Origin of the sequence: Sphingobium sp. PNB (genome assembly GCF_019873065.1) — a bacterium.
GTDB classification, from domain to species: Bacteria; Pseudomonadota; Alphaproteobacteria; order Sphingomonadales; family Sphingomonadaceae; genus Sphingobium; species Sphingobium fuliginis.
Window position 1 is genome coordinate 24,074 of the sequence record NZ_JAINEZ010000005.1, and the last position, 24,990, is coordinate 49,063.

Annotated in this window: 15 protein-coding genes and 1 tRNA gene; 10 read left to right on the forward strand and 6 right to left on the reverse strand. The window is 66.1% G+C overall.

What is annotated here, in order from left to right:
- Window positions 1-82: 82 nt before the first annotated feature.
- From K7W03_RS03130 to K7W03_RS03150, 5 genes are all read left to right on the forward strand, one after another.
- Entirely contained in the window at window positions 83-1,708 is a 1,626-nt protein-coding gene (locus tag K7W03_RS03130; RefSeq protein ID WP_222885541.1) for a helicase HerA-like domain-containing protein, read from the forward strand.
- A 15-nt stretch (window positions 1,709-1,723) separates the two neighbouring features.
- The gene (locus K7W03_RS03135; RefSeq protein WP_222885542.1) at window positions 1,724-2,137 is read left to right on the forward strand and encodes a hypothetical protein; all 414 of its coding nucleotides are present in this window, start codon (window positions 1,724-1,726) and stop codon (window positions 2,135-2,137) included.
- Window positions 2,138-2,311: 174 nt separating this feature from the next.
- Window positions 2,312-3,616, forward strand: a complete 1,305-nt coding sequence (locus tag K7W03_RS03140; RefSeq protein WP_222885543.1) for an MFS transporter — start codon at window positions 2,312-2,314, stop codon at window positions 3,614-3,616.
- On the forward strand, window positions 3,613-4,530 hold the full coding sequence (cysK, locus tag K7W03_RS03145) for a cysteine synthase A (RefSeq protein WP_044661642.1): 918 nt from the start codon (window positions 3,613-3,615) through the stop codon (window positions 4,528-4,530). Before K7W03_RS03140 ends, cysK begins: the two co-directional genes overlap by 4 nt.
- Window positions 4,531-4,560: 30 nt before the next feature.
- Window positions 4,561-5,895, forward strand: a complete 1,335-nt coding sequence (locus K7W03_RS03150; protein ID WP_222885544.1) for a cell wall hydrolase — start codon at window positions 4,561-4,563, stop codon at window positions 5,893-5,895.
- Between the two features lie 24 nt (window positions 5,896-5,919).
- On the opposite strand, the gene K7W03_RS03155 is transcribed toward K7W03_RS03150, so the two are convergent.
- Complete coding sequence (locus tag K7W03_RS03155) at window positions 5,920-7,017, reverse strand: helix-turn-helix transcriptional regulator (protein WP_319024286.1); 1,098 nt, start codon at window positions 7,015-7,017, stop codon at window positions 5,920-5,922.
- A 119-nt stretch (window positions 7,018-7,136) separates the two neighbouring features.
- Between K7W03_RS03155 and K7W03_RS03160 the strand changes: the two genes are divergently transcribed.
- Window positions 7,137-8,339, forward strand: a complete 1,203-nt coding sequence (locus K7W03_RS03160; protein ID WP_319024287.1) for an MFS transporter — start codon at window positions 7,137-7,139, stop codon at window positions 8,337-8,339.
- On the opposite strand, the gene K7W03_RS03165 is transcribed toward K7W03_RS03160, so the two are convergent.
- The gene (locus K7W03_RS03165; protein ID WP_319024288.1) at window positions 8,319-10,619 is read right to left on the reverse strand and encodes a TonB-dependent receptor; all 2,301 of its coding nucleotides are present in this window, start codon (window positions 10,617-10,619) and stop codon (window positions 8,319-8,321) included. The genes K7W03_RS03160 and K7W03_RS03165 overlap by 21 nt on opposite strands.
- A 406-nt stretch (window positions 10,620-11,025) precedes the next feature.
- Between K7W03_RS03165 and rpoB the strand changes: the two genes are divergently transcribed.
- The 3 genes from rpoB to K7W03_RS03180 all read left to right on the forward strand — a co-directional run bounded on the left by rpoB (window position 11,026) and on the right by K7W03_RS03180 (window position 19,840).
- Window positions 11,026-15,189, forward strand: coding sequence for a DNA-directed RNA polymerase subunit beta (rpoB, locus tag K7W03_RS03170; protein WP_044661637.1), 4,164 nt, complete (start codon window positions 11,026-11,028; stop codon window positions 15,187-15,189).
- An 85-nt stretch (window positions 15,190-15,274) separates the two neighbouring features.
- Entirely contained in the window at window positions 15,275-19,531 is a 4,257-nt protein-coding gene (gene rpoC, locus K7W03_RS03175; RefSeq protein ID WP_037482269.1) for a DNA-directed RNA polymerase subunit beta', read from the forward strand.
- Window positions 19,532-19,766: 235 nt separating this feature from the next.
- A tRNA-Gln gene (locus K7W03_RS03180) sits at window positions 19,767-19,840 on the forward strand.
- A gap of 71 nt (window positions 19,841-19,911) precedes the next feature.
- On the opposite strand, the gene K7W03_RS03185 is transcribed toward K7W03_RS03180, so the two are convergent.
- The gene (locus K7W03_RS03185; RefSeq protein WP_137709356.1) at window positions 19,912-20,280 is read right to left on the reverse strand and encodes a thermonuclease family protein; all 369 of its coding nucleotides are present in this window, start codon (window positions 20,278-20,280) and stop codon (window positions 19,912-19,914) included.
- 574 nt (window positions 20,281-20,854) lie between these two features.
- Here K7W03_RS03185 and K7W03_RS03190 point away from each other — a divergent pair.
- Window positions 20,855-21,880, forward strand: a complete 1,026-nt coding sequence (locus K7W03_RS03190; RefSeq protein WP_226869661.1) for a DUF2279 domain-containing protein — start codon at window positions 20,855-20,857, stop codon at window positions 21,878-21,880.
- 126 nt (window positions 21,881-22,006) lie between these two features.
- On the opposite strand, the gene K7W03_RS03195 is transcribed toward K7W03_RS03190, so the two are convergent.
- The 3 genes from K7W03_RS03195 to K7W03_RS03205 all read right to left on the reverse strand — a co-directional run bounded on the left by K7W03_RS03195 (window position 22,007) and on the right by K7W03_RS03205 (window position 24,988).
- Window positions 22,007-22,507, reverse strand: coding sequence for an energy transducer TonB (locus tag K7W03_RS03195; protein WP_222885546.1), 501 nt, complete (start codon window positions 22,505-22,507; stop codon window positions 22,007-22,009).
- Between the two features lie 229 nt (window positions 22,508-22,736).
- Entirely contained in the window at window positions 22,737-23,906 is a 1,170-nt protein-coding gene (locus tag K7W03_RS03200; protein ID WP_222885547.1) for a glycosyltransferase, read from the reverse strand.
- Window positions 23,903-24,988, reverse strand: coding sequence for a sugar-transfer associated ATP-grasp domain-containing protein (locus tag K7W03_RS03205; protein ID WP_222885548.1), 1,086 nt, complete (start codon window positions 24,986-24,988; stop codon window positions 23,903-23,905). The genes K7W03_RS03200 and K7W03_RS03205 overlap by 4 nt, the downstream gene beginning before the upstream one ends.
- Between the last annotated feature and the right edge of the window lie 2 nt (window positions 24,989-24,990).

Sequence of the window (24,990 nt, forward strand, 5' to 3'; positions counted from 1 at the left end):
GGAAGCCCTGCCTCGCCTCTACAAAGGGGACGGCAGACTCCGGTGGGCGCGGCCCGTCACCTTTTTGGGAGAATGACGCGAGATGAGCGACGGCATTTTCATCGGCCTTGGCGCGCCGGACAAGGACGGCGGCATCCCCCAGACGCTGAACCTGCGCCGGGCCAATCGCCATGGCCTGATCGCCGGCGCGACCGGCACGGGCAAGACCGTGACGCTCCAGGGCATAGCCGAAAGCTTCTCCGCACTGGGCGTGCCCGTCTTCCTCGCCGACGTGAAGGGCGACCTGGCGGGCATTGCCATGGCCGGCTCCCCCACCGCCAAAAATGCGGACAAGCTGGTGGCGCGGGCCAGGGAGATCGGCCTCGACAATTACAGCTATGCCGACAATCCCGCCATCTTCTGGGACTTGTACGGCGAGCAGGGCCATCCCGTCCGCACCACCGTCAGCGAGATGGGGCCGCTGCTGCTTTCCCGGCTGATGGACCTCAACGAAACGCAGGAGGGCGTGCTCTCCATCGCCTTCAAATATGCCGATGAGGAAGGGCTGCTGCTGCTCGACCTGGGCGACCTGCAGGCAATGCTGGCCTATTGCGCGGAAAATGCCGACAGCCTGTCCGCGCGCTACGGCAATGTGACCAAGGCCAGCGTCGGCGCGATCCAGCGGCAGTTGCTCCAGCTCGAAAGCCAGGGCGGCGACCATTTCTTCGGGGAACCCGCGCTCGACATTCACGACATGCTGAAGGTCGATGAGAAGGGGCGCGGCTATGTGAACGTCCTCGCCGCCGACAGGCTGATGCAGAGCCCCAAGCTCTACGCCACCTTCCTGCTCTGGCTGCTCTCCGAACTGTTCGAGACGCTGCCCGAGGTGGGCGACCCGGACAAGCCGGTCCTCGTCTTCTTCTTCGACGAGGCGCATCTCCTCTTCGACGATGCGCCCAAGGCGCTGACCGACAAGATCGAACAGGTGGTGCGACTGATCCGTTCCAAGGGCGTCGGCGTCTATTTCGTGACGCAGAACCCGATCGACATTCCGGAAGATGTGGCGGGCCAGCTCGGCAATCGGGTCCAGCACGCCCTGCGCGCCTTCACCCCCCGCGACCAGAAGGCGATCAAGGCGGCGGCGGAAACCTTCCGCGTCAATCCGGACCTGAACGTCGAAACCGCGATCACCGAACTCAAGGTGGGCGAGGCGCTGGTGTCGCTGCTGCAGGAGGACGTCTCGCCCGGCATCGTCCAGCGCACGTTGATCGCCCCGCCCCGGTCGCGCCTGGGCCCGCTTGATGCCAAGGAACGGGCGATCATCCAGTCCATATCCCCCTGCGCGGGCAAATATGACGCGACCGTCGATCGGGAGTCGGCCGAGGAAATCCTCGCCGCCCGGGGTCAGGCCGCCGCCGCCGCCGCGCAGGCCGCCAAGGCGCAGGCCGAAGCGGACAAGGCGGCCGCCGCCCAGGCCAAAATAGAGGCCAAGCAGCGCGAGGCCCAGCTAAAGGAACAGGCGCGGCAGGAAGCCGCCGCCGCCCGTGAAGCCGCCAGGCCCTCCTCCTTCGACAAGGCGATCCAGTCCGCGACCCGCTCCGCCGCCTCTTCCGTCGGGCGTCAGGTCGCCAATGAAATCGGCCGGGCGGTCTTCGGCGGGTCCAGCCGCAGGTCCGGCGGCATTGCGGGGCAACTGGTGCGCGGCATATTGGGCAGCCTGTTCAAATAATCGGGGAGACATGCCATGCGAAAGAGGATCATCTTCACCCTGGGCATCTGCACCCTGGGTCTGGCGCCTGCCCTGCCCGCCCATGCACAGGATTATCGCGACCTGCGCCGCGCCACGGACGCCGCCATCGCCAGCGACATCGCCCGCGACCGTCAGGCCGAACGCGATGCCAGACGCCAACCCTATGTGTCGCCCGGCTACGGCCCGATCCAGACCGCCACGGCAGCCCGCAATGCCTGCGCGGCCAAGGCGCGGGAAGAGGCAGGACCGGGCGCGAAGGTCCTGGGACGGATCGCCGCCAGCACCATGTCCACCGGTTGGGAAGTGGAAGGCGAAGTCGGTCCGTTCGACGGCCGGCGGTCGGTGCCCTTCGTCTGCTCGGTGCGCAATGGATCGGTAAGCGGCATCCTGTTGCAGCCGGATCGATAGGGTTCGACCCCACCGACACGGAAAGCCTGCCCAGCCGAAAGCCGCCATGCCCAAGCGCATGGGGAACAGGCCCGATCTCCTCTAAAGCCAGACCATCACCGCCCCAAATATTGCTGCGCCTTTTCTCTACCGCCGCGGTTGCGAGGATCATTGTGCAGGCGCTAAGGAGGGCGCATGCTTAGCCCCCCGGTTCCCGCCCATCCCCTGCGCTTCGGCAATTTCCGGGCCTATCTGCTGGGGCGGCTGGCGACGGTTCTGGCGCAATATAGCATGATGATCATATTGGGCTGGCAGGCCTATAATGTCGCCCGCGAAACGATGAGCACCGGCGCCGCCTCGGCCCAGCTCGGCCTGATCGGGCTGGCGCAGTTCCTGCCCCTCTTCTTCCTGACGCCCGTGACGGGATGGGTGGCCGACCATTTCGATCGGCGCCTGATCACCCGTTTCACCCTGCTGCTGCTGGTGCTGGCGTCGGCCGTCCTCGCCTTCGCCACCTATGAGGGCTGGGTCAGCCTGCCGCTGATCTTCGGCATCGCCGCCCTGGTCGGCGTCGCGCGTGCATTCAATGGCCCGGCCTATAGCGCGCTCGCCCCCAATCTGGTCCCGCGCGAACTGCTGCCCAACGCCATCGCCATTTCCAGCGTCGTGTGGCAGGCGGGCATGATCGCGGGCCCGGCGCTGGGCGGCTATGCCTATGCGATGCAGCCCTGGGGGGCCTATGCGCTGGCGTCGGGCCTGTTTACGGTCGCCCTGCTCTGCATGATGCTGATCGGCCCGGTGCCTCAGCCGCCGCGCGACACCAGCCGGCACCCGGTGCGCCAGATGATCGACGGCCTCACCTATGTCCGCACCAACCGGCTGGTTCTGGCGACCATCACGCTCGACCTGTTCGCGGTGCTGCTGGCGGGCGCGACGGCGCTGCTGCCGGTCTATGCCCGCGACATATTGCATGTGGGTTCGGCCGGCCTCGGCCATCTCGCCGCTTCCCCCGGCATCGGCGCGGGGGTCACGGCCCTTTTCTTCTCCTTCCGGCCGATGAAGACGGAAGTCGGACTCAAGATGCTGGGCGCCGTCATCCTCTTCGGCATCGCCACGATCGTCTTCGGCTCGACCGCCTTCCTGCCCCGCGCCATCGCGCCGGAAGTCGGCATCGGCGCGCTGATCCTGCTGGGATCGGCCGACATGGTGTCCGTCTATGTCCGCCAGTCGCTGATCCAGCTTCACACCCCCGACGAGATGCGCGGCCGCGTATCCAGCCTGTCGCAGCTCACCATTTCCGCCTCCAACGAACTGGGCGAGGCGGAGTCCGGCTTCCTCGCCGCGCTGGTCGGGCCGGTCGCGGCGGTGATCGGCGGCGGGATCGGCGCCATCGTGATAACCCTTATCTGGGCGAAGCTCTTTCCAGAACTCCGCCTTGCCCGTACCTTCGACCCACCCGAAACAAGGGCGGCCGAGCCCATGCAGGAGAAAGTGCAATGAAGGCATCCAGTATCTTGGAAACCATCGGCAACACGCCGCATATCCGCGTCAACCGGCTGTTCGGTGATGCAGAGGTGTGGATCAAGTCCGAACGGTCCAACCCCGGCGGGTCGATCAAGGACCGAATCGCCCTGTCGATGATCGAGGCGGCGGAGGCGTCGGGCGATCTCAAGCCCGGCGGCACCATCATCGAACCGACATCCGGCAATACCGGCGTCGGCCTGGCCATGGTCGCGGCGGTCAAGGGCTACAGGCTGATCCTGGTCATGCCCGAGAGCATGAGCCTGGAACGCCGCCGGCTGATGCTGGCCTATGGCGCCAGCTTCGACCTGACGCCGCGCGAAAAGGGCATGAAGGGCGCGATCGAGCGTGCGCTGGAACTGGTGGAGCAGACCCCCGGTTCCTGGATGCCGCAACAGTTCGAGAACCCCGCCAATATCGACGTGCATGTCCGCACCACGGCGCAGGAAATCGCCACGGACTTTGCCGACTCGCCGCTTGACGCGCTGATTACCGGCGTCGGCACCGGCGGCCACATCACCGGCGTCGCGCAGGTGCTCAAGCAGCTCTGGCCCCATCTGAAGGTCTATGCGGTCGAACCGACCCTGTCCCATGTCATCAGCGGCGGCCAGCCCGGCCCTCACCCGATCCAGGGGATCGGCGCTGGCTTCATCCCCGCCAACCTCCACACCCAGTTGCTGGACGGCGTGATCCAGGTCGATCCGGCCGACGCCAAGGAATTCGCCCGCCGCGCCGCGCGGGAGGAAGGCGTGCTGGTCGGCATCTCCTCCGGCGCGACGCTGGCCGCCATCCATCAGAAGCTGCCGGAACTCCCGGCGGGCAGCCGCGTTCTGGGCTTCAACTATGACACCGGCGAACGCTATCTGTCGGTGCCCGACTTCCTGCCCGAATAAGGCCAGACACAGGCTAGAGCCGGAACGGGCATGACCGACGCAAACCCCACCAGCCAGCCGCATCGTTCGATGTGGCTGCTCTGGCTCGTGCTGTTCGTCGGCCTGCCCGCTATGGTTTCCGCCTGGGAGGCGCGGGTGCCTCCCGGCAGGCCGCGCCCGGAAGCCGTCGCCGCCGCCCGGCTCACGCGCCCCGCCACGCCGCCGCCGGCGGTCGCACCGGTGGAGGTCTATGCGCTGGAGCGCGATCAGGCGCGGGCCTTCAACGCCGCCATTCCCTTCTCCCCCCTGCCCAATCCGGCGGCGCGGCCATTCCTCTTCTCAGGATCGCCCATCGACCTTGCCCGCGCCACGGACTGCCTGGCCGCCGCGCAGCTTTACGAGGCGGGCGACGATGCCGTGGGCGAGCGGGCCGTCGCGCAGGTGGTGCTGAACCGCGTGCGGCATCCCGCCTTTCCCAAGACGGTCTGCGGCGTCGTCTTCCAGGGGCAGGAACGGACGACGGGGTGCCAGTTCACCTTCACCTGCGACGGCGCGCTCGCCCGCACGCCGACACAGGCGGCGTGGGAAAGGGCGCGGGACATCGCGCGGGCGGCCCTGGCGGGCAAGGTGTACAAGCCGGTCGGCTACGCCACCCATTATCATACCGATTGGGTCGTGCCCTACTGGAGCGGCAGCCTGGACAAGATCACGTCCGTGGGCACCCATCTCTTCTTCCGCTGGCGGGGCTGGTGGGGCACGCCCCCCGCCTTCCGCCGCGCGGGCGAAAGCGGCGAGCCGCTGGTGCAGCGCATCGCGCGCCTGTCCGCCGCGCACCAGGGCGATCCGGATGCGCCCGCCGGTCTGTCGCCGCCTGCCCTGACCGGCGGCACGCTGGCCGACCTCGCCGCCCGGCCGCAGCAGGCGATAGGGGCGGATTCGCTGGGCCGGACGATGGCCGGCGTCCGGCTCATCGCCATCGCGCCGGGGGCCAGGAGTTTCCTGGTCGAACTGGGGCGCGCCATCTCCCCCGACAGTTGGCCGACCATGGCCCAGACCTTCTGCGCCGGGCGCCCGGAATGCCGGATCATGGCCTGGCGAGCGGGAACCGCGCCGGGCGGCCTGCCTCTGTCGGGCGACCAGATGGAAAGCATGGCCTTCGCCTATATCCACAACAGCGCCACGGGATTGCAGCGCTCGCTCTGGAACTGCTTCCAGACGCCGCGCGGCAACAAGGATGAATGCATGCTCCAGCGGAACCCCAGGGCGGCAGCCCCGCCGCCGCCCCCCGCCGCGCCGGAACTGGCGGGCGTGCGCCGCAAGGAACGCTTCGAAGTGGTGAAGATCGCGCCGCCGTCGCCGGCCGTGACGGCGCCCGCCCAACCCTGAAGGGCGCTCCGTCTCGCCTTCTATCTATTCTATGTCCTCGAACCCGCTCAGGCGCGGCAGCGCGCCGATGCGGGCGACCAGTTCGGACTGGCGGCTGCAATCCAGCTTCACATAGATATTCTTGATCTGCGTCCGCACGGTGTTGAGCGCCACGCCGCGTTCCTGCGACAGGTCTTCCAGGCCCCGCCCCTGGCAAAGCGCTTCGGCCACCTCCGCCTCCGCCCTGGTGAGGCCGTAAAGCGATCGGATGCGGCTGGCGAGGCTCTGGTCCCGGTCGGCGGGATCGGTGGCGATCGCGACGATCTGCCGCTCCATGCCGACCCGCACCGCGGCGATCGACAGCACATAGGGCGCGCCCCGTTCGCGATGGACGAAGATCGCGCTCGCCTGTCCACCCTGCCGGGCCGTCGCAGCCCTGAAGGCGGCCTGCAACGCTTCGTCATCGCGGGGATCGCGCGCCTTCAACTGCCGCTGCCGCAAGCTCAGCGCATCGCCCCGACGCAGCAGCGCGTCCGCCATCCGGTTGCAGTCGATCAGCGCGCCGTTGGCGCGCAGGGTGAAGACGGCATGGCCCACCATGTCGAGCGTCGCGTGCAGCGAACGGCCATAATGGTTGGCGCGGTCCAGCTTGCTGCGGATCGCGAACATGCGGCCGATATGATCGATGCTGTCCTGCATCGCCCGCACTTCGCCCTCGTTGAACGGCTTTTGCGTGCGGCCCCGATGCAGGCCGATATGGCCGGTCGTCCCGTCCTTCCGGATCACGCCGCCCAGGCAACGGAAAGTGTCGTCGCCCATGCCCTTGATCCACTCATTGTAGATGCGGCTGCCTTCATAGGCATGGGTCGGCACGAGCGCTTCGACATTCCAGACGCGATTGACGGCCTCTGCCCGGTCCAGCGCGACGCCCCAAATGTCGTCGTCCTGAAACTCCTCGTCGTAAAGCGCCATTTGCGCATCGGTGAAATAGCCGGAGTAGGAGATTTCCGCGACATGCTGGGGCGTGCGGCCCCAATGCAGAACGCCCGAGCGCGCGCCGACCGCGTCGGCCAGCGTCGAAGCCAGCCGGTCGAACGCGCCGTCGTCGGTCGCCGCGTCGTAAATATCCTCCGTCCGGATCACAGCTTTGCCCCGATCTCTCCACGTCCCCATGCGGAATATACGCAATTGCGCCCTGCCGCATTGCACAAATCGGACACCGATCCATTCAAATTGCTGGAAAAACGGATAAAGCTGCCGTCGTGCCGCGTCCCTTGCTCCTCCTCCCGCGCTTTTCCGCAGACGGCGCCTGGCTTCCGGTCCTCGCCCTGTCGGCCATGACGCTGCTGGTCCAGGGGTGCACGCTGATGTCGCTGGGCGTGCTCCTGCCCGGGATCGCGGCCGATTTCGGGGGGCAGGCGGGCGGCGGCGCCACCGCGTTCCTGCTGGCGATGAGCCTTGCCAGCCTGGCGGTCGGTTCGTCCATGGGAAAAGCCGGCGTCCGGTCGGTGCTGCTGATCGGCGTTCTGCTCAGTGCGGCCGGCTTCGCGCTCGCCGCCATCGCGCAGCAGCGAACGGCCTTGATGGCGGGCATGGCGCTGTCGGGCTTCGGCGTGGGCGCATCGACCATCGTGCCCGGCATCGCCGTCATCACGCGGCATCATGTGGCGCGGCGCGGCCTGGCGCTTGCGGTCTTTCTGGGCGCCGCCGTCGTCGCGGGCGCCGTCATCCCGCCATTTGTCGCGGCGGCCATGACCTTCTGGACCTGGCGCATGGCCATGCTGTTCTGCTCGGCGGCGATCGTGCTGGCCTGCCCCCTGCTGGTGCTGCTCGTCCCCGGGGACCGGACGGATGCCGGGCCGATGCCGGTGGAGCGGACCGCGCCCCCGGCAGCCATCCGGACCGGGAATTTCCTCCGGATCGTGCTGGCCATGACCCTGTTGCAGCTCGCGATCAACGGCGTGCTGTTCGCGGCGGTGGACATCCTGATGGCGGAGGGCCTGAGCCAATCCACGGCGGTCCTCGCCTATAGCAGCGCCAATCTGCTCGGCCTGCCCGCCCTGTTGATGGGCGGCATGCTGGCCGACCGGCTCGGCGCGCGGCGCAGCCTGACCGCGACGGCGCTGCTGCTGGCCGCGGGGACCATGGCGCTGCTGGGGATCCGCATGATGGACATGGCCGGGGTCTGGCTGTTCGTCCTGCTCTGGGGCGTTGCGAGCGCGCTGCCGGGCCAGTCGGGATCGATGCTGCTCGCCGACGCGGTGGAGGCGGAGGCGTTCCCCCGGCTGCTCGGCCTCAACACCGCGATCATCAGCCTGGTTGGCGCGCTGGCGCCGCTCTGGACAGACCAGATGCGCGCGGCGGGCGGCGGTTACGGCTTGCCCGTCTCGGTCTATGCGGCACTCGCACTGGCCGCCGCGCCGCTTATCGCATCGGTTCGTTCGTCACAGGCCGAAGCTGGCTGACAGACCGACAGTGCGCGGCCGTTGCGCCATTTCGCGCAGCGGCGATCCGGTTACCGGCACCAGCTCCGCATTGCGGTAGAGCAGCGCGCGGCTGTTCAGCAGATTGTCGGCAAAGGCGGACAACTGCCAGCTATCGCGGCCAAGCCCCATGCGCAGGAACAGCAGTTCGCTTCCCTCGCCCGAATAGACACGCGGATCATAGGCCACCGACCGGGTCGAAGGTGCGCGGCGATAGCGCCCTGCCCGCCGCCATTCGGTCCGGACGAAACCGTCCAGCCGCCCCGGCAGCGTAAAGCCATATTCCGCCGCCAGCGTCCCCGACCATCGCGGTACATAGGGTATCCGGTCGCCCGCCGCGACGATAGCCGAACCTGGAAGCCCGACATCGCGGCGGAAACGCGCATCCACGAAGCCGAACGAGAAATCCAGCACCAGCCGCCGCAGCGGCTCGCTCCGTAACGCCAGCTCGACACCCTGATTGCGAGCCGCCCCCAGGTTGTCGACATAGGAAAAGCCGCAATTGGGCAAGGTGACGGACTGCTGTATGCGTCGCCAGTCGATGCGGAAAGCGGCCAACGACAAGTGAAGCCGCCGGGCGGGCAATCCCGCCTTTACGCCCACCTCATAACTCCAGAGCGAGTCGGAGCCATAGCTGTCCGGTGCGGCAGCGCGGCCCAGCGCCGAAAGATCGGCCGCGCAACTGTTCGCCGGCACCGCTCCATTGGTCCCCCCGCCGCGAAAACCCTTGCCGGCGCTCAGATAGACAAGACTGTCGCCCCCCGGTCGCCAGGACAGCCCGGCATAGGGAATGAGGGGCGTATCGCTTTGTCCCCGGGGCCCGACCGCGTTGCTGCCGCCCGCAAAAGGCCCCTCCGACATCAAGCGGAAGCGCAATGGATTATAGGACAGACGCAGGCCTCCCGTCACTTCCCAACGGGGCGCGAAGGTCCAGTTTGCCTGCCCGAAAACCGCCAGCGTGCGCTCGCGAATTTGCTGCCGGCTTTGATAGCTCAGCCCGCCGGGCAGCAACGGCAGGCCGAAAATCTCCTCGATCGACAGGCCCAGTTGCGACTGCGCGAGATCGGCGATCCCAGGCTCGACCACATGCTGTTCCATGGCGATCCGCGATCGGCTGTAGAAGCCGCCGACGAGCCAGCGGACGGACGCACGAGGATCGGCGGATGCAATGCGCAACTCCTGCGTGAAAACCGTTTGATCGACCGTCGTCCGGCTATAGCTGCCGCCGGGCGTACGGATTCCCGGGACCATGCCACCCAATATGATCTCTCCGAAATAGCCCGAATAATCCACCATCTGGCGGTTGCGGCGGTCCAACCAGGCGGTGACGCCGGTGAGCACGGCGCCGCCCAGGTCCAGCCGCGCAGTGAGGCCGGGCAAAAGGAAACGATCGTGGCCCGGCTGGCGGAGGCTGGCGGTCTGACGGAAGAGACCCAGGCTGCTTTCGTAAAAGGGCAGGTCGCCCCGCTTCGCCCTCTGGAAGAAAAGCGACGGCGTCAACGCCAGGCGCTCGCCAAGAGCCGCCTTCAACGCGAAGCGCAGGCCCAGCGCCGCGTCGTGATCGATATTCTTCGTCAACAGGCCGCCGGAAGCAGGGTCGAACCGGTCGATAACGCCGGCATCGCGGCGATAATAAGCGCTGACGCGCATGCCGATCCGGCCGGGCAATATGGCGCCGCCCAGGGCCGCCTGCATTTCGCGGCTGAATCCCCCTCTCCCGACCAACGCAAACTCGCCGCTGGCCTGCCCATCCAAGCCTTCCAGTTGAGGCTGCCGGGTCAGGGTGCGGATGGTGCCGCCCATGGAATCCGCGCCGAACAGCGTGCCCTGCGGCCCGCGCAGCACCTCGACGCGGTCGAGGTCGAAACGGCGCAGGTCGGGATTGCCCGCCACCTCTAGCGACCGGATCTGAATGGGCACATCATCGACATAGAGGCCGATCGTGGATGCGCCGATGGGAGAAAAGACGCCGCGCATGATCGGCTGCTGCGCACCAAAGGCACCTATGGTCGGCATGGTGAGATTAGGCACCACGCCAGCCAGATCGGCCAGCCTGGCAATACCGCGCCGTTCCAGATCGGCCGCATCAAGGCGGTCAAGACTGATCGGCACCCTCTCCTGCGCTTCGGCCACGCGACGGGCCGTGACGAAGACGGTCCGCTCGCCGGCCAAAGGTTCCCCGGCTTCATCATCCTCCTGCCCATAGGCAGGCGCCGCCGTGGCCAGTGCGAAAGCGCAACTCAGGCGCGCCCATGGTTTCACGACAGACGAGCCGACGGCAGAAGAGGTTGAATCCCGGCAAAAGCCATCCCATCTCTCTACAGCAACGACCTGACGCGGCAACCAGCCAGAATCAACAGACCTGCCCCCTTCACAAGAGCGGGCATGGAGCCTATATGGGTCTTTCAAATCCGGCTCTTGCACTGCCCTCGGGCGTGCGGGAACCGTCCCCCGGATCGCCCGGGGACCGGCTTCGTTTAGCGCACGGGACCGGCGGGATTGGGCGAAAACGGCGGGTCACAAGACGCTGACAGTGCGGATCGGACAGTCCCGGCCCGCACTTTTTTGCGTGGCGGTGGAGGGGCGAATCACCTCTGAAACCGACAGGCCAGGCTGAATTTTCGCTGCGATGCGAAAAAATGCGACGAACAACCAGGCAGGATACGCAATGGCGACCAAAGCTCTCCCCACGATCAGCAATACCGGCGCGAAGAAGCGCATCAGAAAGGTATTCGGCGACATCCACGAAGTGGTGCAGATGCCGAACCTGATCGAAGTCCAGCGGGAGAGCTATGAGCAGTTCCTCCGTTCCGATCCGTCGATCGGCTATGTCTCCGGCCTGGAAAAGACCCTGCGCTCGGTCTTCCCGATCCGCGATTTCGCCGGCACCGCCGAAATGGACTTCGTCCATTACGAGCTGGAAGACCCGAAATATGACGTCGAGGAATGCCGTCAGCGCGGCATCACCTATGCGGCGCCGATGCGCGTCACGCTGCGCCTGATCGTGTTCGAGGTGGATGCCGACACCGAAACCCGCTCCGTCCTGGATATCAAGGAGCAGGACGTGTACATGGGCGACATGCCGCTCATGACGCAGAACGGCACCTTCATCGTCAACGGCACGGAGCGCGTCATCGTGTCGCAGATGCACCGCTCGCCGGGCGTCCTGTTCGACCATGACCGGGGCAAGACCCACTCTTCGGGCAAATATCTGTTCGCCGCCCGCGTGATCCCCTATCGCGGTTCGTGGCTCGACTTCGAATTCGACGCCAAGGACATCGTCAACGTCCGCATCGACCGCAAGCGCAAGCTGCCGGTCACGGCGTTGCTCTATGCGCTCGGCCTCAATGCCGAGGACATTCTGGGCTATTTCTACAACAAGGTGACCTTCCTGCGCGGCGAAGGCGGCTGGCAGATTCCCTACACCGCCGAAGCCTGGCGGGGCCAGAAGCCCGCCTTCGACATCGTCGACGCCAAGTCGGGCGAGGTGGTGTTCGCCGCCGGTCACAAGATTTCGCCCCGCGCCGCCAACAAGGCGGAGAAGGACGGCCTTGAAACCCTGCTGATCCCGACCGAGGAAGTCTATGGCCGCTACAGCGCCTATGACCTCATCAACGAGAGCACCGGCGAAATCTACATCGAGGCCGGGGACGAAGTGTCGCCGGAAAACCTCGAAAAGCTGGACAAGGCGGGCATCGACCGCCTCGAACTGCTCGACATCGACCATGTCACCACCGGCCCGTGGATCCGCAACACGCTGAAGGCCGACAAGGCCGAGGAGCGGGACCAGGCGCTGGCCGACATCTATCGCGTGATGCGCCCCGGCGAACCGCCGACGAAGGAAACCGCCGAAGCCCTCTTCGCCGGCCTCTTCTTCGATCCGGAACGCTACGACCTGTCGGCCGTGGGCCGCGTCAAGCTCAACATGCGCCTCGACCTCGACGCCGAGGATACCGTCACCACCCTGCGGACCGAGGACATCCTTGCGGTCGTCAAGGAACTGGTGAACCTGAAGGACGGCAAGGGCGAGATCGACGACATCGACAATCTCGGCAACCGCCGCGTCCGCTCGGTGGGCGAACTGCTGGAAAACCAGTATCGCGTCGGGCTTCTCCGCATGGAGCGCGCCGTCAAGGAACGCATGTCGAGCGTCGACGTGTCGACTGTGATGCCGAACGACCTCATCAACGCCAAGCCCGCCGTGGCCGCCGTGCGTGAGTTCTTCGGCTCCTCGCAGCTTTCGCAGTTCATGGACCAGACCAACCCGCTGTCGGAAGTCACCCACAAGCGCCGCGTCTCTGCGCTTGGGCCGGGCGGCCTGACCCGCGAGCGCGCCGGCTTCGAAGTCCGCGACGTTCACCCGACCCATTATGGCCGCATCTGCCCGATCGAAACGCCGGAAGGCCCGAACATCGGTCTGATCAACAGCCTCGCGACCTTCAGCCGCGTGAACAAATACGGCTTCATCGAAACGCCCTACCGCAAGGTGATCGACGGCAAGGTGACGAACGAGGTCGTCTATCTGTCGGCGATGGAAGAAGCCAAGCACACGATCGCGCAGGCCAACGCCGAGCTGACCGAAGAGGGCACGCTGGCCGAAGACCTGATCTCGGCGCGGGAGGCGGGCGAATTCCTGATGGCGCCCAAGGACCACATCACCCTGATGGACGTCAGCCCCAAGCAGCTGGTGTCGGTCGCGGCCTCGCTCATCCCGTTCCTGGAAAATGACGACGCCAACCGCGCGCTCATGGGATCGAACATGCAGCGTCAGGCCGTGCCGCTGGTCCGTGCCGAGGCGCCGTTCGTCGGCACCGGCATGGAAGGCACGGTTGCGCGTGACTCGGGCGCCGCCATCGCCGCCCGCCGCGCAGGCATCATCGATCAGGTCGACGCGACCCGCATCGTGATCCGCGCCACCGGCGACATCGAACCCGGCCAGTCGGGCGTCGACATCTACACGCTGCAAAAGTTCCAGCGCTCCAACCAGGACACCTGCATCAACCAGCGCCCGCTGGTGAAGGTGGGCGACCTGATAGAAGCCGGCGACGTCATCGCCGACGGCCCGTCGACCGAGTTCGGCGAGCTGGCGCTGGGCCGCAACACGCTGGTCGCGTTCATGCCTTGGAACGGCTACAACTACGAAGACTCCATCCTGATCTCCGAGCGGATCGTGAAGGATGACGTCTTCACCTCGATCCATATCGAGGAGTTCGAGGTCATGGCCCGCGACACCAAGCTGGGGCCGGAGGACATCACCCGCGACATCCCGAACGTCGGCGAGGAAGCGCTGCGCAACCTCGACGAGGCGGGCATCGTCTATATCGGCGCCGAAGTGGAGCCGGGCGACATATTGGTCGGCAAGATCACCCCCAAGGGCGAATCGCCGATGACCCCGGAAGAAAAGCTGCTCCGCGCGATCTTCGGTGAAAAGGCGAGCGACGTGCGCGACACCTCGCTGCGTCTGCCGCCGGGCGTTGCCGGCACGGTCGTGGAAGTCCGCGTCTTCAACCGCCACGGCATCGACAAGGATGAGCGCGCCATGGCGATCGAGCGGGAGGAAATCGACCGTCTCGCCAAGGACCGGGAGGACGAACGCGCCATCCTGAACCGCGCCACCTTCAACCGCCTCCAGGAAATGCTGCTGGGCCAGACCGCCACGGCCGCTCCCAAGGGCGTGCGCAAGGGCGTGGAAATCGACGAAGCCCTGCTGGCTGAGGTCGAGCGTCATGAATGGTGGAAGTTCGCGGTCGCGGACGACGCCCGCCAGGCCGGCATCGAAGCGGTCAAGGCGCAATATGACGAAGCGGTGAAGCTGATCGTCGAGAAGTTCGAGGACCGCGTCGACAAGCTGCAGCGCGGCGACGAACTGCCCCCGGGCGTGCTCAAGATGGTGAAGGTCTTCGTCGCGGTGAAGCGCAAGCTGCAGCCGGGCGACAAGATGGCCGGCCGTCACGGCAACAAGGGCGTCATCTCGCGCATCCTGCCGATCGAGGACATGCCGTTCCTGGAGGACGGCACCCATGTCGACATCGTGCTGAACCCGCTGGGCGTGCCGTCGCGCATGAACGTCGGGCAGATCTTCGAAACGCACCTCGGCTGGGCCGCGCGCGGCCTGGGCCAGCAGCTCAAGCATGCGCTGGAGGAATGGCGCGAAGCCAATCCGAACGCGCAGGGCGGTGAGATGCCGGATGCGGTGAAGACCCGCCTGCTCGAAACCTATGGGCCGCAATATGCCGACCAGATCGAAGGCCGCACGGCCGACCAGATCGTGGACCTGGCCGAACATCTCGCACGCGGCGTGCCGATGGCGACCCCGGTGTTCGACGGCGCCCGCGAAGCGGACGTGTCGGCGATGCTGGAACTGGCGGGCCTGCACTCGTCGGGCCAGTCGGACCTGTTCGACGGCCGCACGGGCGACAAGTTCGACCGCAAGGTGACTGTCGGCATCATCTACATGCTGAAGCTGCACCACCTGGTCGACGACAAGATCCACGCACGCTCCATCGGCCCCTACAGCCTCGTCACCCAGCAGCCGCTGGGCGGCAAGGCGCAGTTCGGCGGCCAGCGCTTCGGTGAGATGGAGGTGTGGGCGCTCCAGGCCTATGGCGCCGCCTACACGCTGCAGGAAATGCTGACGGTGAAGTCGGACGACGTGGTCGGCCGCACCAAGGTCTATGAGGCGATCGTCAAGGGCGACGACACGTTCGAGGCCGGCATTCCCGAAAGCTTCAACGTGCTGGTCAAGGAAATGCGCTCGCTGGGCCTCAATGTCGAACTCGCGTCGATGGACGAGATCGAGGACGATGACGGCTTCGCGCAGGCGGCGGAATAAAGGGAACTCCGGAGCGCTGTCTCCCGAAGACGGCGCTCCCTCCCTGCCCCGCCCCGAACAATTTACCCTCTAGAGGGACTGAAAAATGAACGAACTGACGAACTTCGCCAATCCGATCCAGAAGCCGGAAACCTTCGACCAGATCCAGATCGGCCTTGCCTCTCCGGAGCGCATCCGCAGCTGGTCCTTCGGCGAGATCAAGAAGCCGGAAACCATCAACTACCGCACGTTCAAGCCGGAACGTGACGGCCTGTTCTGCGCCCGCATCTTCGGTCCGATCAAGGACTATGAATGCCTGTGCGGCAAGTACAAGCGCATGAAGTACAAGGGCATCGTCTGCGAAAAATGCGGTGTCGAAGTCACGGTGTCGAAGGTCCGCCGCGAACGGATGGGCCATATCGAACTGGCCGCGCCCGTCGCGCACATCTGGTTCCTGAAGTCGCTGCCCTCGCGCATCGGCCTGCTGCTCGACATGCAGCTCAAGCAGCTTGAGCGCGTCCTTTATTTCGAAAGCTACATCGTCACCGAGCCGGGCCTGACCCCGCTGGAGAAGTATCAGCTCCTGACCGAGGACGAACTGCTCGACGCGCAGGACGAATATGGCGAAGACGCCTTCTCCGCCGGCATCGGCGCGGAAGCGGTCAAGCAGATGCTGATGGACCTCGACCTTGAGGGCGAGAAGCAGGCGCTGCTGGACGAACTGGCCGTCACCAAGTCGGAACTGAAGCCCAAGAAGATCATCAAGCGGCTGAAGGTCGTCGAGTCCTTCCTGGAATCGGGCAACCGGCCGGAGTGGATGATCCTGGACGTCGTGCCGGTCATCCCGCCGGAACTGCGCCCGCTTGTTCCCCTGGACGGCGGCCGCTTCGCGACCTCGGACCTGAACGACCTCTATCGCCGCGTCATCAACCGCAACAACCGCCTGAAGCGGCTGATGGAACTGCGCGCGCCGGACATCATCGTCCGCAACGAAAAGCGCATGCTGCAGGAGGCCGTCGACGCCCTGTTCGACAATGGCCGCCGCGGCCGCGTCATCACCGGTGCGAACAAGCGTCCGCTGAAGTCGCTGTCCGACATGCTGAAGGGCAAGCAGGGCCGCTTCCGTCAGAACCTGCTCGGCAAGCGCGTCGACTATTCGGGCCGTTCGGTCATCGTGACCGGCCCGGAACTCAAGCTGCACCAGTGCGGCCTGCCCAAGAAGATGGCGCTCGAACTGTTCAAGCCCTTCATCTACGCCCGCCTCGACGCCAAGGGTCTCTCCATGACCCTTAAGCAGGCCAAGAAGTGGGTCGAGAAGGAGCGCAAGGAAGTCTGGGACATTCTCGACGAGGTGATCCGCGAGCACCCGGTCATGCTGAACCGCGCGCCGACGCTCCACCGCCTCGGCATCCAGGCGTTCGAACCCGTGCTGATCGAGGGCAAGGCGATCCAGCTTCACCCGCTGGTCTGCTCGGCCTTCAACGCCGACTTCGACGGCGACCAGATGGCCGTCCACGTGCCGCTGTCGCTGGAAGCCCAGCTTGAAGCCCGCGTGCTGATGATGTCGACCAACAACATCCTCAGCCCCGCGAACGGCAAGCCGATCATCGTCCCCTCGCAGGACATGGTGCTGGGTATCTATTACCTGTCCATGGAACGCGAAGGCGAGCCGGGCGAAGGCATGCTGCTGGCCGACATGCAGGAGGTCCATCAGGCCCTCTATGCCAAGGCCGTCACCCTGCACTCGAAGATCATCAGCCGCGTGCCGCAGACCGACGAAGCCGGCAATCAGTATATGAAGCGCTTCGAGACCACGCCGGGCCGCATGCTGCTGGGCGAATGCCTGCCCAAGTCGCACAAGGTGCCCTTCGACGTCGTCAACCGCCTTCTCACCAAGAAGGAGATCGGGGACGTCATCGACCAGGTCTATCGCCACACCGGCCAGAAGGACACGGTGCTGTTCGCCGACGCCATCATGGCGCTGGGCTTCCGCCACGCGTTCCAGGCGGGCATCAGCTTCGGCAAGGACGACATGGTGATCCCGGATTCGAAGACCGCGATGGTCGACGAAACCAAGGCGCTGGTGGCCGACTATGAGCAGCAATATCAGGACGGCCTGATCACCCAGCAGGAAAAGTACAACAAGGTGATCGACGCCTGGAGCCGTTGCGGCGACCAGGTCGCGAACGCCATGATGGACGAAATCCGCGCCCAGCCCAAGGACCCGAATACGGGCCGCATGGCGCCGATCAACTCCATCTACATGATGGCGCATTCCGGCGCCCGTGGTTCGCAGGCGCAGATGAAGCAGCTTGCCGGCATGCGCGGCCTGATGGCCAAGCCGTCGGGTGAGATCATCGAAACGCCGATCATCTCCAACTTCAAGGAAGGCCTCACCGTCCTTGAATATTTCAACTCCACCCACGGCGCCCGCAAGGGTCTGGCCGACACCGCGCTCAAGACGGCGAACTCGGGTTACCTGACCCGCCGTCTGGTCGACGTCAGCCAGGACTGCACCGTCGTCGAGGAGGATTGCGGCACCGACAAGGCGCTGGAGATGAAGGCCATCGTGCAGGGCGGCTCGGTCATCGCTTCGCTCGGCGAACGAATCCTGGGCCGCACGACGGCGCAGGACATCGTCGACAGCAAGGACGGTTCGGTCATCGTGCCCATCGGCACGCTGCTCGACGAAGCGCTGGTCGCGCAGATCGAGGCCATCGGCACGCAGGCCGTGAAGATCCGCAGCCCGCTGATCTGCGAAAGCAAGATGGGCGTCTGCGGCAAGTGCTACGGCCGTGACCTCGCCCGTGGTACGCCGGTCAATATCGGCGAAGCGGTCGGCGTCATCGCGGCGCAGTCCATCGGCGAGCCGGGCACGCAGCTCACCATGCGGACCTTCCACATCGGCGGCGCGGCGAACTTCAACGAAACGTCGAACCTGGAAGCCATGTCGGACGGCACGATCGAGCTGCGCGACATGCCGACCATCACCGACAAGAATGGCCGCCGCCTGTCGCTCGCCCGCAATGGCGAGATCGCGATCATCGACAGCGAGGGCCGCGAGCGCGAAACGCACCGCCTGCCTTACGGCGCCACCATCCTGTTCGCGGATGGCGACACCGTGAAGAAGGGCGATCGCTTCGCTGAGTGGGACCCCTTCACCATGCCGGTGATCACCGAAAAGCCGGGCATCGTGAAGTATCAGGACCTGATCGACGGCAAGACGCTGACCGAACAGACCGACGAAGCGACCGGCATCGCGCAGCGCGTCGTGACCGAGCATCGTGGGTCCGCCCGCACCAAGGAAGACCTTCGCCCGCGCCTCACCCTGCTCGACGACCAGTCGGGCGAAGCCGCACGCTACATGCTGGCGGTGGGTGCGACCCTGTCGGTGGACGACGGCGCGCAGGTGCAGGCCGGTGACGTGCTGGCGCGTGTCAGCCGCGAAGCGGCCAAGACCCGCGACATCACCGGCGGTCTGCCGCGCGTCGCCGAACTGTTCGAAGCCCGCAAGCCCAAGGACAATGCCATCATTGCCAAGGTGTCGGGCCGCGTCCAGTTCCTCAAGGATTACAAGGCGAAGCGCAAGATCGCCATCAATCCGGAGGATGGCGGCGAGCCGGTCGAATACCTCATCCCCAAGAGCAAGGTGATCGACGTTCAGGAAGGCGACTATGTGAAGCGCGGCGACAACCTGATCGGTGGTTCGCCCGACCCGCATGATATTCTCGAGGTGCTGGGCATCGAGCCGCTGGCCGAATATCTGGTTGCCGAAATCCAGGAAGTCTATCGACTGCAGGGCGTGAAGATCAACGACAAGCACATCGAAACGATCGTTCGTCAGATGCTGCAGAAGGTCGAGATCACCGTGTCCGGCGACACCACGCTGCTGGTGGGCGAGCAGGTCGACCGCGAGGAGATGGAGGAGATCAACGCCAAGCTCCAGCCCGGCTTCCAGCCGGCAGAGGGCAAGCCGGTGCTGCTCGGCATCACCAAGGCGTCGCTCCAGACGCGCAGCTTCATCTCGGCGGCCTCCTTCCAGGAAACCACCCGCGTCCTCACGGAAGCGGCGGTCCAGGGCAAGAAGGACACGCTGGTCGGGCTCAAGGAGAATGTCATCGTCGGCCGCCTGATCCCGGCGGGCACCGGCGCCGGCATGAACCGCATGCGCGTCGCCGCCTCGTCGCGTGACGCGGCGATGCGGGCGGCGCTGCGGGCCTCCAGCCAGGTCGACCTGATCGCGCCCAAGACGGCTGCCGAAGAGCATGCCGCCGAACTGCGCCAGGGTCCGGAAGCCGCCATTGGCGACGATCCGCTGGCCGTCGTCCAGGGTGAGGATTTCACCACCGAGGACATGGAATAAGCGCTTTGAAATAATGGGGTCCGCTTCCTATCTCGGGAAGCGGCTCCCAGCCCTTCGTACCCCATCAGGGATCGATGAAGAGCCCGCCGGAAGCGACAGCCTGTCCGGCGGGTTTTCTTTTATGGTTGCGCCGGGCAGGGCATGAAATTGTCCGGCAGGCCTGTCGCAAAACTCTTGACCAATCCGGAATCGCCGCCTATTTGCGCCTCTCCGGTGAGCCGCTGGCTCATCCTGATGCCCGATCCTCTAATGGTAAGAGAGCGGACTCTGACTCCGTCAATCAAGGTTCGAATCCTTGTCGGGCATCCACACTTTCCTAAAAATCACGGGACGCACGGCAAGGCTTGGGGCGCTTTGGGCTCTAAAAATGCCGCGCCCGATCACCGCCTCGTCAGGAAACGGCATTCCTTGGCCAGCCGGCGCCCCATGTCCCATGCCGGCCTATAGACAGCCATGCCCTTGCGAAGCTGTTCGCACGACATGTTGAGCCCACCGGCATAGACGATGGCCACGGTGCGCCCATAGGCGTCGCGCGCCACGGGGACGATGGTGATGGGATCGCGCAAAGCGTGCTTCAGGCTTTCCTTGCTCCGGCGCGAACTGTCCTCCGGGCAGGCCTTGCCCTTGCGGCAACGGCCGACAATGTCGGGGGCTTCGATGCCGATCAGCCGGATCGGCTCGCCATTCACGCGCAGCATGCCGCCATCGACCACCGTTAGGGCGGACGCCAGGAACAGGGCGCCGATCATTCCCTCAACCTCGGACCGGGAAGGGAAACGCCCAGGCTAGCAATCATGTCCTCTCCCCATCGTCCTTGCCCCGCGCGGGACAGTGGTCCCATCGCCCGGAGCCGTTGCGGGAACCTGCGGGGGAAATGGTGCCAGACTCCCGCCGTCCACGACCTTGGGAAAGCTGGCGCCGGCACGGGAGCGACCTCTACGGGCCCCTTACCGACTGCCTCCATCCTCCACCGGAGACCTGTTCCCATTGCGTATATTTACGCATTCATAATTGATCCTCCAACCTATTTTGCCTTTCCCCGCAAATATGTATCGCTTTGATACAGAATGGTAAAATATCCGATCCGACGCCATATGACTTCCGACATATAGGGCGGCCCGGGCATGCAGATGTCATGGCGCATCGCCGCCGCCGGGGATTTCCACCGGCGCGTCGGGGCAGGGCGCGATACAGGATATAGATCGTCGGCTATTGGACGCAGTTGCCAACGCAATAAGCAATAATGGGCAAGCATTACCCATTTTCGCAAATTGTCCCCGATGGCCGGTCCAGATTAAATTCCCGCGATGAGATCAAGCGCCCATGCAAAGCCTGCAATGGGCGCAGTCTGTCGGGGAGGAGAGGATGCGCCCTGCATGGACATTCCTGCCGCTCCCCTGGGCTCTCTGCATCGCCCTGACGCCGGCGGATGCGCAAGACGTCCGCCCGGATGAAGCGGTCCAAACGGCCCTGCTGGAAACACCCTTCGACCTCCGCGCCATGACGCCGGAACCGCCCGAGACCGGCAACAGGGTCCAGGGGCCGGCCGATCCGCGCATCCCGCCTCCTCCCGATACCGTCATTGAAGGGCGTTACCATTCGCTGGGCAGCCGCATCGGCGCCGCCAGATGGGAGACTATCGGCCTGTTCGCCTATATCACCGCGACGCAGGCCTATTGGACCGACGGCACGACCCATTTCCATTTCAAGGATGAGGGCTGGTTCGGCAAGAACACCCATAATCTGGGCATCGACAAGCTGACCCACGCCTTCAACGCCTATCTCTTCGCTGAATTTCTGGGCGCGCGGATCGCCCGCAGGACTCATGACCGGGCGCGGGCGGCGGCGCCCGCGGCGCTGCTTTCCATGGGCCTCATGCTCTATGGCGAGCTGTGGGACGCGCATAAGAAGGACAGCGGCTTTTCGATACAGGACGTGGTCTTCAACAGCGGCGGCGCGGCCTTCTCGGTGCTCCGCCACACCGTGCCGGGGCTGGAGGAGAAGCTGGATTTCCGCCTGCTGATGATGCCCAATTCAGAGGTCTACAGCTTCAAGGGAAAGCGTCATTATGAGCAGCAGCGCTTCCTGCTGGCGCTCGAACTTTCCGGTTTCAGGGGATTGCGCGACAGCCCGCTGCGCTTCGTCGAACTGCAGGTCGGCTATCGCGGCAGGAATTTCACCAATGCCGACCGCGCCGCCGGAAGAGAGCCGGAGCGCGACATCTTCTTCGGCGTCGGCCTCAACATCAAGCAGCTGTTCTTCCGCGACAGCCGCTCGCGCCTGGGCCGGGCGATCGGCAGCGGGCTCAACTATTTCCAGCTTCCCTATACCGCCGCCTATTTCCATTGACGGGCAAGGGAAGCTGGAAGAGCGAACGGGGCGGATGCGCGCAGGCTGACCCGCGCCGCATCGAACCGCCCGGCCGCTCCTCCAGACTCCGCATCGCGCAACGCCGTCCGGGGGGAAGGACGGCGCTCAGCGCGACGCAATCAGGACCGGCCTGTCGCCGTCGGCCTGCGCCATCGTCCGGGCGCGGTGGTCGGTGCGCAGCCGGCGCAACATGGCGTCGCGTTCCAGCGCGTCGCTGGCGACGACGATCCAGGCTTCGAACCGGGACGAGGCGGCGATCTGCGGCGGCAGGGGCGTCAGCCGCCCCATCCGCTTCACCGCCCGCAGGGATATGCTGTCGACGGCGGGCGACGATGAAGGCTGGGCCAGCGAGACGGCTTGCGGCCGCCCCTCCCCGTCCAGACGGAATTCGACGCGGGTATAGCCGGTCGCATCCCGGTCGAAATTCTGATCGGCGGCGCGGCGGATGCTGCCGGTCAGCCGGGTCGCGGTCCGGCTCTGCCATTTTTCAAGCGTCATCTCCTTTTCGGGAGAGGCAATGACGGTCAGCTGGTCACCGGGCTGTTTGGCGCTAACCCCTGTCGACAGCAGCAGGGACGAGCAAAGCACCAAATATCTGGCACGCATAAGGGCCTCCTCTGCCAGGATAATGATGTCGTGGATTGCGGCTGCGGCTGTGTCTGACCGGCCGAAAGCAGCGCGAAGCTATATATTACAAAATCGATCATGCTGGTAATGAATATAAACCAACAATCTCATCGACATACATAATATTTCACGATTGTGCCTTTGCTCCGGCGTGGCCGCATGGCTGCCGGGCGCGCGGCGGGGATGCGGGCCAACCCGTTGTCGTTGATCAGTTTTGGTGAACGGGACCCAAGCTCGCGGCGGCGACTCGGCCTTTCCCCGGATGTCCCCTCACCCCGAGCCGCTCCACAATATCCGTCCAGCCCGCCATCGCCCTCTCCAGGCTGAACGCCTCTATCCTGTTGCCCGGCAGGATGGCGCTGGCGGGTTCGATCTGGCCCAGCAGCGCATCCGCCATGGCCGTCGCATCCGCCGGGTCGACCAGCCGCCCGAACCGCCCGCCATCCAGCAGATCGGCCGCATTGCCCGCCGTGCGGGAGGCGACCATCGGAACGCCCACGGCCATCGCCTCCAGCAGCACATTGGGCGATCCTTCCCACCAGCTCGGCAGGACGAAGGCGTCGGCATGCGCCAGCCAGGGAAAGACGTTCGCCACCACGCCGGGCAGCGCCAGATCGTCCGCCATGCCCAGCCTGCGCGCCTGCTCCATCAGCCGGTCGCGCATCCGGTCCCGGCTCTCGCCCAGGATGATGAGCCGCGCCCGCCGGCTTTGCCGCAAGGTGGCGAAGGCGCGCAGCAGCGTCTCGAAATTCTTCTGCTTCGCCAGCCGGCCGATGGCGAGGATGACCGGCGCATCCTCGGTCATCCAGCCATGGGGCGCCGGACCTTCCGCCCTTGCGCGCGCCGCGGCGGCGTCGATGCCGTTGGGAATGACCGCGACCCGCCCCTCGCGCGCCGCCGCCGCAAAGGCCGGCGCGGCGGCCAGCGTCGGCGACACCAGCACGACCCGGTCGGCGTCGGCGGCGATCAGGCGGGTCATGATCCGCCGCTCCCACCCCGCCGATCCGCCATGCGGGGCGCCCGGAACGGCACGCACCATGTCGTTGCTGATGCGATAGACGCGGCGCAGGCCGCCAAGCCCCCTGCTGGCCGCCCAGGCGACGAAATGACCGTGATTGCCGGCGGAGATCAGCAGGCCCGGCGCGCGCCGCCGCAAATGGCGGCGCAGCGCGTGAATCGCGATCAGCTTTTCGATCAGGCGGGAGGCATGGCTTCGCTGGAGCAGCGCATGGTGGCGCACGCCCGGAACGCCCTCCCCACCGGGCGCGGCCGTCACCAGTTCCACCTGATGGCCGCGCTCCGCCAGGGCGGCCGCCAGCAGCCGCGCATTGCGCACCACGCCGGTCGCCGCCAGGGCGTGGACGTAGAGGACGATCACCGCCGCGCCTCCGTTTCGATGGCGCGGGCCGTGCGCCAGCGTTGATCGGGCAAACGGTCGAGATGATGGCGGTATAATGCGCCCATGCGTCCGGTCCCGACGCCTCGCCCGCTGACAAGTTGCACAATGTCCGTGCCGGGGTTCCAGTTCCCCTCGATCAGCGCCGGTCCCTGCGCGGTCAGGCCGATGTCCCAGCCGATGACCGCGAAGCCCTCGCGAAAGCGCCGGTGCGCGGCCAGCGCCAGGGCCTCCGCCGCATCCCGGTCGGGAAGCATCATGCCTTCAAGCATCGCACCGGTGGCGGGGTGCCGGCCCGGACGAACCCGTCCCATGCCTCCGCGCCACGCAGCGCCGCAGCGCTCCGCATCGTCCACCGCCAGCACCAGATTGCCCGCATTGAAATTGTCGACCGGCCGCCCCTCCCCCGCCGACAGGCGCAAGGCCAGCGCGCAGACCTCCGGCGCGCCCCGCTCATCAAGGACGGTCACGACCCGCAGGGTCGGCAGCGCGCCGGGCGACACCGGCTCCAGCGCCGGATGGGTGGCCAGCCGCTGCTGGATGACGCCGCCCCGCGCCCATTGCCGGTGCAGCCGGGCGAGCAGCGCCGTTTCGGACAGGCGGCGATGGCCGCCGCGCCAGCGGTCCCCGTCCCGGACGAAACGCTCCACGCCCCGCCCCCTGGACGTGTAGCTGGGCTTGGCGATGATGTCATGATGGCGGCCCAGCCATTGCGCCAGCGCCTCCCGCTCCGGATCGTGGCTGTCCGGCGCGGGCAGGCCCGCCTCCCGCACCAGCCGGGCGAACAGCCGCTTGTTCTTGAGCGGGTTGGCGGCAAGCGGAAAGGCGCCCGGATTGAGCAGCCGGTGCAGCCCCTTGCGGTCGCGCATCGACAGGCCCTGGGCGCGCGCGGCTTCGCTCAGCATCGCCCGCTCGGCGCGGCTCCAGCCGCCCTGCCCCGCCTCCGCCAACAGCCGCGCAAGAACCCGTCGGCTCAGGCTCCAATGGCTGCGCAGCCCCCGGTGATAGGCGGCCATCAGCTCATTGTCGCCCGGTCCGGCGGGCAGGGCGCGCAGGGTGAACAAGG